This window comes from Sulfobacillus harzensis (genome assembly GCF_012933365.1).
GTDB classification, from domain to species: Bacteria; Bacillota; Sulfobacillia; order Sulfobacillales; family Sulfobacillaceae; genus Sulfobacillus_B; species Sulfobacillus_B harzensis.
Map to the genome: position 1 here is coordinate 1 of NZ_JABBVZ010000134.1, position 7,666 is coordinate 7,666.

Sequence of the window (7,666 nt, forward strand, 5' to 3'; positions counted from 1 at the left end):
TCCGCCGCTGGGCTCAGCGGCAGGCCGTTTAAGATCAGTAACCCACTCGGAACCGCCAGGCGGATCCTTGCGAGCTATCTGTCCTCTTGACATAAGACTTTTTCAGCAAGCTCTAGCTAGGTGGCAACCCGGTAACCGTTACCGCTTCCACAGCATGACGGTCACGCCGACCAGGCAGATGGCGGCGCCGATCCATTCCGAGACATCGGGGCGTCGATGATCAAAGCCCCAACCCCAGAGCACGGCGAGGACAATGAACACCCCGCCGTAAGCGGCATACACCTTGCCGAACGACGCAAATTCCTGACGAGTCGCCATCATGCCATACAAAAAGAGGATGGCGCCCCCTAACAACCCCAGCACGAGGGGGCGGCCGTGGCGGAGCTATTGCCAGACGAGATATCCACCGCCAATTTCGGCGAGACCCGCGAGAACAAACAGGGCATACGCTCGAAGCATCGATGTCCTCCTGCGTTCTTCCGATGTTTGACCGCAGCACGATGGTGACGCCGGAGCGTGCGCGCGCCCACCCGTCATCCTGACTGTCCCGACCGCACCACGCGCAACCAGTGCTCAGCGGCCATTTGCACCGCATCCCAGGGACTTCCCAACGGCGGCGTGTAGCTGAGGTCGACCTCCAAGCATTGGGCCACGGTCATCTGGTGATACAGCGCCATGGCAAAGAAATCGATGCGCTTGGCCACCGCCGCTTGCCAGTGCCCCATCATCTGAGCGCCTAAGAGGCGACCGGTTGCACGGTCCCCGGTCATGCGCACGGTGAGTTCGTGGGCGCCGGGATAATAGGCTTTGTGGTCCCATGCCGTGAATTCGACCGTTTGCGGCTGATAGCCGGCCGCCGCGGCCTCATGATCCCGAAAGCCCGTGCGGGCAATCGCCCAGTCGAACACTTTGACGACCTGGGTCCCGAGCGATCCCGCGAAGTGCGCGTCACCGCCGGCCGCATTTTCGCCCGCGACCCGTCCTTGCTTATGGGCGGTCGTTCCCAGCGGCAAATAGGTGGGGGCACCCAGCAGCCGATGATAGGTTTCGACACAGTCGCCGGCCGCGTAAATGTCGGGGAGCGCCGTGGCCATCATCCGGTCGACCGGAATGGCACCTTTCAGGCCGAGGGCCAACCCCGCCTCGCGCGCCAAGTCCGTAAGCGGCTGGACTCCCACCACCACCAACACCAGGTCGGTGTCCTCCGCGAAGCGGGGGGATCCGGTCACGTGCAATGAGTGTCCGGTTCGCGCAATACCCTCGATCCGGACCCCCGTGCGGACCGCAATACCGTGGGCGGTGAGATGTTCCCCCAGGCGCACGCCCCAGGCCGGATCCACGGTTGGCAAGACGGCCGGCGCCTGTTCGGCGACCGTCACGGCCAGCCCGCAGTGCCGCAAGGCATCGGCCATTTCAAGCCCGATGTAGCCCGCCCCAATAATCAGCGCACGCTGCGGTTGATGGGTGTCCAAATAGGCCGCCACGCGAAAACTATCCTCCATACTATGGAGCAGGAAGACGCCGGGCTGATCTACCCCCAAAATGGGCGGCCGAATGGGTTCCGCGCCGGTGCCGATCACCAGCTTGTCATAGGGTACCGTCTCAGGGGTCTGGCCTTCTGTCTGCACCCTTACGCTATGAGAATCCGGATCGATGGCGAGAGCCCGGGTGTTCAATCGCACCCGAATGCCCGCCGATTCAATGTCCCCCAGCGTGCGATGCGCGAGTTGGTGCCAATCGGCCACCTCACCGCTAAGATAGAAGGGCAGCCCGCAGATGCTATAGTTAGGAAACGCATCCGCGACCAGCATCGTCACGGTGGTGGTGGGATCCACCTCCCGGGCGCGCAGTGCGGCGCTGATGCCGGCGTCACTGCCGCCGATGACTAAAATCTGAGCCATGGGAATACCCTCCCTAGATGGGTGCCGTTCCGGTGTCTCGCACCACGGTGCCGGACACGGGGAGCGCCAGCGCCAGAGTTTGATAGACGGTGCTGTTGCGTTTTGCCGTCTCCACCAAACGCGTCAGCCGATCCTCGGCCATGTCGGTCTGCACGCGCAATGCATAGGTCACCGAGACCAATTGGGGCGGTTGATCTTGGCGCACCCCAGTCAGGTGAATGGCCATGCCCGTGACCGGCACCCGCGACAACTCGGCCACCATTTGGAGCGCGGTCAGCAAGCACGCCCCCAGGGCCGACAACAGGGTTTCGACCGGATTGAATCCGGCATCCGGGTCGCCGCGCTGCGCCCCCAGCGTCAGCGACAGGTCGCGAGTGCGGGCGATCACCTGCTGTGCACTCTGCCGGCGCATCTGGACCTCGTACGTTTGCATCGTCGATCCTCCTATCCAATGACCGCGGACCAGCCCCACAGGGCCAGCAATGTGACCACCAGCACCGGAATGGTGAGCGTGACGCCCACACGCATGTAATACCCCCAGGTAATGCGCACGCCTCGTTGCTCTAACACGTGGAGCCAGAGCAGCGTGGCCAGCGAGCCAATCGGGGTAAACTTGGGGCCCAAATCACAGCCCACCACGTTGGCGTACGCCATGGCCGTATGCAGGGTGGGGCCGACCGTCGCGTCATGAATCGCCAAGGCATTGATGAGCACCGTCGGCATATTGTTCATCACCGAGGAGAGTGCAGCCGCGACAAACCCCGTCCCCACAATGCCGACGACGGCACCATGGGTCGCCAGGGCCGTCAACACCGTGCCCAACAAATGGGTCAAGCCCACGTTCCGCAAGCCAAAGACCACGACATACATGCCAATCGAAAACACGACCACTTTCCAGGGCGCATTCTGGATTAACGACGGGATGGGCACCACCGGGCTCCGATGCGCGATGACCAGCAATCCCACCGCCGCCGCCCCCGCGAAAATCGCCACGGGCCAATGCAGAAATTGACTCGCGAAATAGCCGAGGAGCAAGAGGGCCAACACCACCCACGCCGCGCGAAAGACCTGGGAATCCTTAATCGCCGATGCGGGCGATCGCAGCGCGGTGGTCGTCACCGTCGCGGGGAGGGCGCGCCGATAAAAGAGGTACAACACCCCCAAGCTCGCCCCCAACGCCACCACGTCGACCGGGACCATACGGAGGGCATAGGATCCGAACCCCAGGTGGAAATAGCCGGCCGACACAATATTGACCAGATTGGAGACCACCAACGGCAATGACGTGGTATCGGCAATGAAGCCGCTCGCCATGATGAGCGCCACGGTCGCCTTGGGATCCAGTTTGAGCGCTTTTGCTTGTTCATACACGATCGGTGTCAGAATGAGCGCGGCTCCATCATTGGCGAAAAACATGGCCACCAGCGCTCCGAGAACACCCAACAACAGAAACAGTCGGAGTCCGTGCCCGCGGGCGAAACGAATCATGTGCAGGGCCGACCACTCAAAGAAGCCCACCGCATCGAGAATCAACGAAATGAGAATCACCGCCACGAAGGTCAGGGTCGCATCCCAGACGATGCTCACCACCGTGCCGACGTTGGACCACGAGACAATACCCAGCAGGAGCGCCACCACGGCCCCGCCCAGGGCCGTCCATCCGATCGAGAGACCGCGCGGCTGGACAATGATCAAGACCAACACCACTAAGAACAGGCCAACGGCCAGCCCTATCGCCATGCCCATCCCTCCGCGCCGATAAGGGGCCTTGGGCGCCGCCACCCCATTATTCCGACACCTTCAGGGAATCGACCTCTACGGCCCCGAGGACGGAGCACGAGGCCCCCACCTGGTGGCTCCGAAGCCACATGGCCTCAGTGTCCGGAATCGACAACTCCTGCAGCAACTGAGTAATGGCCGGCGGGATGTCCGGGCGCAAAGCATAAAAAATCCACGACTTCTCACGATAATCCCGGACGAACCCGGCATACTTGAGCTTCCGTAGGTGTTGCGATACCGCGGACTGGCTAATGGGCAGCAACTCCACGAGCTCACACACGCAGGCATCCCGCACGCTGAGCAGCCGGAGAATGTGCAATCGCGTCGGATCCCCCAACGCCCGCCACCGTTCGGCCCATTCCTCGTACATGCGCATCCCTCCACGTATCATTATATTAGCATATCGCGATAGACTAAGGAACGATTGTCGGCGAACATTGCCGCGGCGGATTGAGTGAGTCTGACCAAGGCGGCCTATGTCGGTACAGGCTCACTCGCAACGGCGACGAAAATCATGCGCTATGACGCCCCACGGAGTGCCGCTCGTGTGGTCGATCCTTGCTGCACTGGAGGGTCCGTCACCATCGCACCCTACCTGAACCTCAATCGGACGTCGTGGTGTTGCCAGCGTCCGGGAGGTCACTGGAGAGGCGTATGGGGTACCTCAAAAGAAGGCGAAAACGAGTATCAATCAAGCGGGGGCTATGGTGATGCACTCTCCGAGTGCGTCCGTTCCGCACTAGCGGAGATTCTCGGTAATCACTCTTTCGACGATAACGCAGTCAATCCATCGGCCGTCTAACTTGCCGTGCTTCTCATAAATCCCCACCTCCCGAAATCCGCACGCCTGACATAATTTGCGGCTCGCTGTGTTGCAGTCAAAAATGCGTGACACGAGCTTCCAGTACCCAAGCTCTTGGGCTTCGGCAACGAGCGCGTTGAGCAACGTCTTCCCCACACCACAGGACCGTGAGTTGGCATCTACATACATGGAGAACTCGCCAATTCCACGGTAACACGGGCGGGATCGATAGGCTGCGGCATGGGCGAACCCGACAACGACCCCGTTGACAACCGCGACGACCGCCGGAGCACCCGAGTGTTCCTCGATCCATTGCCTCTGCTCGTCGGCGGTTCGCAAATCGGTTTCAAAGGTTGCCATTCGGGCTTGGATGCCTTGGTTGTAAATATCGGCAATTCGAGATCCATCATCGGGAACCGCTCTGCGCACAACGATCTCCATGGGGATTTCTCTCCTGCCAAGTATCGTGACAAATCCTCATTTCGATGCGCTCCTGGTGACGGAATGGTGACGGGCGGGCGCGACTGTAAGCCTCCATCTCATAGCCCGACCGTGATGTGCTAGTCCTGGTCAGCCGGGGTCCCGGGATTTGGCTCGTCCGTCCGGTGGACTTGCGACGCCAACCATGTCCGCAATTTATCGCGTAGCACTGGCACATGGTGCGTTACCATGGTCCAAACCTCATCCAGATCCACGGTGTCATACCCATGAATCAATAGATTCCGCATGGCCTTGACGGTACTCCACGGCATTAAGTCGGGATTCGCTGTCCGAAATGCCGTGCTGACCCGACTGACAGCTTCTCCCATAATCTCGAGGGGTCGAATGAGAGCGTCTTGCTTTTCATCATCCTCTAAAAACTGATCGTAGGAAAGGCTATGAGAACGCCGCATAATTTTGTCCGCGGCATCCACGATTTGCTGAATCGTCGCCTCGTCACTCCGTCGCGGCATAAATCACCTCACGCGTCGCTAAAATCTCGGGGGCCAAGAGGGGATACAGCCGTTGCTTGTCCGCGAGATCGACGGTCCGTCCAAACACGCTTTCAAGTTCCACGACTAACTGGGCCCGGTCTAGCAGGCTCTTGATTGGTGTCGTCGGTGCGAGGTCCACGAGAACATCCACATCGCTCGCCGGACCAAAATCATCCCGTAAGACGGACCCAAACACCGCCAGTTCGCGGACATGATAACGCCGACAAATGTCAACCAATGCGTCCCGATTAATTCGCATCGGCAAGGCCTCAGGCACCGTAATCGTCTCCATCCAATGTCTGACCTCCTGCCATTTCCAACAGTGGCGGCGTATCGTCTAAACCTAAGATGATATCTATAGTATCCCCGAACAGGACCTTGTCGCACAACCGGCGGCGAACACATCGAGAATCTTTCCGGCCACCCCGAGAACAAATACGGGAGTCGAGCACCAGCGATGGTCACGTCAACCCCGGGGGACAATTTACCAGCAAAATGCCACGAATTCTCACGTTGTGATGTGAGCTCCCCAATTTGGTATAATCCGGCGCATACAGCACCAGCACGGCCAGCGTGCTGTCTCGGCGGTCAAAGACTCTTAGCGCACTCGTTTCGCGCGACTGGCCATGGCCGACAAAATGGAGGGCGTTCCCGTGAATCACGAATCGCGAGCGGCCATGGAAGCCCGGATCCGGGAACTGGAGCACGCCTACCAGGGGGTGCTCCAGGAAAATGTTGCTTTGCGTCGCGAACTGGAACAACTAAAACAGCCCCTGCCGCACCCTCACGGTGGGTCAACCGCGGAGAAGATCCAACTGTTTCGCTCATTGTTTCGCGGCCGTGATGATGTGTATGCGGTGCGCCACTACAATGCCTCAAACAGGGCGAGGAGACGCCCATGAATCATCTGTTGAATGGCGGATTTCACATGACCAACTCGTGAGAGGACTAAAGTCTGGTTTCCGGTGAACAGTTTTTCCGGCCGCACATACGAATCATGAGGCAACGTGCCCTCCGATAGGTCCCTCATTCGGTATCGACTGCGGCCATGCACGGCTCGTAATCTGACAAAAAATATAGTCACCGTCCGTTAAAGCCGTTAAGACAAAGGCTGGCCGTCGTTTCGCGCGTTCCAAATTCGTGAACGGGAACGGCACGACGACGACATCGCCCGCTACAAGCTTTTCCATGCCTCATCCTCGTCTTGCGTCAGCCACGCGGCCGCCAGTGCTGCTTCGGAGAGCATAGCCGTATCCGGAAGGACATGCCGCAAGCGCAGGAATTGCACGAAATCTGCAACCTCATCCACCAAGTCGTCGGGGAGGTCCTGGAGGACCGACCACAGGACTTCGCGAGTCTTTGACGATGCCATCAACGCGCCCCCTTGGGTTTTGGGTCTATTATACCCTGTCACAGGATGCCCCGGCCGAGTCTTGTGACATCCCCATCCTCAGTCACGCGGCATACGATATTGAAATCAGCCCTGTCTCCCGGCCGAGAACCACTCGCCGAACGCGGACTGCCGGCCTCCGTGTCATAGCCCAACTCTGTCCTTGCTGGGTCAGCTCTGGCGTGCTGTGCGCTTGCGCCGCCAACCATGCCCGCAGTGTTTTATCTCACCTTTCTAGGAACTGCATCATCTGGCCCTCTACCCGCGTGTGGATCTCCCAAAACCATGGATAGCCGCTATTCGGGCGGCCCTGCGCGACGGGGACTGGAATGTCGATCGGGACCCGCGCACGATCCGAGGCAACCACGTGAACTCTTCCCGCCAGGTTTAGTGGGCCCGCCTAGTGGCGCGAGCCGGATGGACAAGCCTCTACCGAGCCGGAAGGCCACGTTCACTGTGCCGGCCGGTTCGATCCGGCGGAGGGGCCACTCGGCCCAGGGGGGAAACTGCTCCACATCGCCGCACCTGGCCCTCATTAATCTTCTCTTCGCCGGCGGGCAGCGTTTCTACAAATTAGCTTACCACGGGCCAGGGCTCCTGAGTCCTGCCGGGGGAGCCGCTGATTAGTGGTGCAAATCGTTTCGAAGTCGGAGGATGTCCGTGTTGACTGCAATCCCCGCGCCACACCTCCTTGTCCCCACCCATAAGAGAGGCTGCCCGTCCGGACAGCCTCCGAAAAAGTGCTAGCAGCTTGTGTGCGTAGTCGGTCCGCGATGCCGTCGCTCCGCATGTAGAGTAGCCCGTTAACTCGACCCTCAGA

General features: G+C 60.1%; 10 protein-coding genes and 1 pseudogene. All 11 read right to left on the bottom strand.

What is annotated here, in order from left to right; all coding sequences use genetic code 11:
• Window positions 1-138: 138 nt before the first annotated feature.
• Window positions 139-459, bottom strand: a pseudogene (locus HIJ39_RS20355) (YnfA family protein).
• A 74-nt stretch (window positions 460-533) separates the two neighbouring features.
• Window positions 534-1,901, bottom strand: coding sequence for an FAD-dependent oxidoreductase (locus tag HIJ39_RS20360; protein WP_169102874.1), 1,368 nt, complete (start codon window positions 1,899-1,901; stop codon window positions 534-536).
• Window positions 1,902-1,914: 13 nt separating this feature from the next.
• Window positions 1,915-2,334: an OsmC family protein gene (locus HIJ39_RS20365; protein ID WP_169102875.1), complete on the bottom strand. Its 420-nt coding sequence runs from the start codon at window positions 2,332-2,334 to the stop codon at window positions 1,915-1,917.
• An 11-nt stretch (window positions 2,335-2,345) separates the two neighbouring features.
• A complete protein-coding gene (locus HIJ39_RS20370) occupies window positions 2,346-3,641 on the bottom strand; it encodes an arsenic transporter (protein ID WP_169102876.1) in 1,296 nt (431 codons plus the stop codon).
• 46 nt (window positions 3,642-3,687) lie between these two features.
• On the bottom strand, window positions 3,688-4,050 hold the full coding sequence (locus HIJ39_RS20375) for an ArsR/SmtB family transcription factor (protein ID WP_169102877.1): 363 nt from the start codon (window positions 4,048-4,050) through the stop codon (window positions 3,688-3,690).
• A gap of 369 nt (window positions 4,051-4,419) precedes the next feature.
• Window positions 4,420-4,923 (bottom strand): arsinothricin resistance N-acetyltransferase ArsN1 family A, encoded by a 504-nt coding sequence (locus HIJ39_RS20380; protein WP_169102878.1) that lies wholly within the window; start codon window positions 4,921-4,923, stop codon window positions 4,420-4,422.
• A gap of 119 nt (window positions 4,924-5,042) precedes the next feature.
• Window positions 5,043-5,435, bottom strand: a complete 393-nt coding sequence (locus tag HIJ39_RS20385; protein ID WP_169102879.1) for a HepT-like ribonuclease domain-containing protein — start codon at window positions 5,433-5,435, stop codon at window positions 5,043-5,045.
• A complete protein-coding gene (locus HIJ39_RS20390) occupies window positions 5,419-5,748 on the bottom strand; it encodes a nucleotidyltransferase family protein (RefSeq protein ID WP_243239855.1) in 330 nt (109 codons plus the stop codon). Before HIJ39_RS20390 ends, HIJ39_RS20385 begins: the two co-directional genes overlap by 17 nt.
• A gap of 169 nt (window positions 5,749-5,917) precedes the next feature.
• Window positions 5,918-6,217, bottom strand: a complete 300-nt coding sequence (locus tag HIJ39_RS20395; RefSeq protein ID WP_169102880.1) for a hypothetical protein — start codon at window positions 6,215-6,217, stop codon at window positions 5,918-5,920.
• Window positions 6,218-6,321: 104 nt separating this feature from the next.
• Complete coding sequence (locus tag HIJ39_RS24365; protein ID WP_243239856.1) at window positions 6,322-6,462, bottom strand: hypothetical protein; 141 nt, start codon at window positions 6,460-6,462, stop codon at window positions 6,322-6,324.
• Window positions 6,463-6,630: 168 nt separating this feature from the next.
• A complete protein-coding gene (locus HIJ39_RS20405; RefSeq protein WP_169102881.1) occupies window positions 6,631-6,828 on the bottom strand; it encodes a DUF2281 domain-containing protein in 198 nt (65 codons plus the stop codon).
• Window positions 6,829-7,666 lie beyond the last annotated feature (838 nt).

Bases quoted from the DNA above. Each gene is read 5' to 3' on its own strand.
- HIJ39_RS20385 (WP_169102879.1), bottom strand. From the start codon at position 5,435: ATGCCGCGACGGAGTGACGAGGCGACGATTCAGCAAATCGTGGATGCC.
- HIJ39_RS20380 (WP_169102878.1), bottom strand. From the start codon at position 4,923: ATGGAGATCGTTGTGCGCAGAGCGGTTCCCGATGATGGATCTCGAATT.
- HIJ39_RS20360 (WP_169102874.1), bottom strand. From the start codon at position 1,901: ATGGCTCAGATTTTAGTCATCGGCGGCAGTGACGCCGGCATCAGCGCC.
- HIJ39_RS20390 (WP_243239855.1), bottom strand. From the start codon at position 5,748: ATGGAGACGATTACGGTGCCTGAGGCCTTGCCGATGCGAATTAATCGG.
- HIJ39_RS20375 (WP_169102877.1), bottom strand. From the start codon at position 4,050: ATGTACGAGGAATGGGCCGAACGGTGGCGGGCGTTGGGGGATCCGACG.
- HIJ39_RS20370 (WP_169102876.1), bottom strand. From the start codon at position 3,641: ATGGCGATAGGGCTGGCCGTTGGCCTGTTCTTAGTGGTGTTGGTCTTG.
- HIJ39_RS20405 (WP_169102881.1), bottom strand. From the start codon at position 6,828: ATGGCATCGTCAAAGACTCGCGAAGTCCTGTGGTCGGTCCTCCAGGAC.
- HIJ39_RS20365 (WP_169102875.1), bottom strand. From the start codon at position 2,334: ATGCAAACGTACGAGGTCCAGATGCGCCGGCAGAGTGCACAGCAGGTG.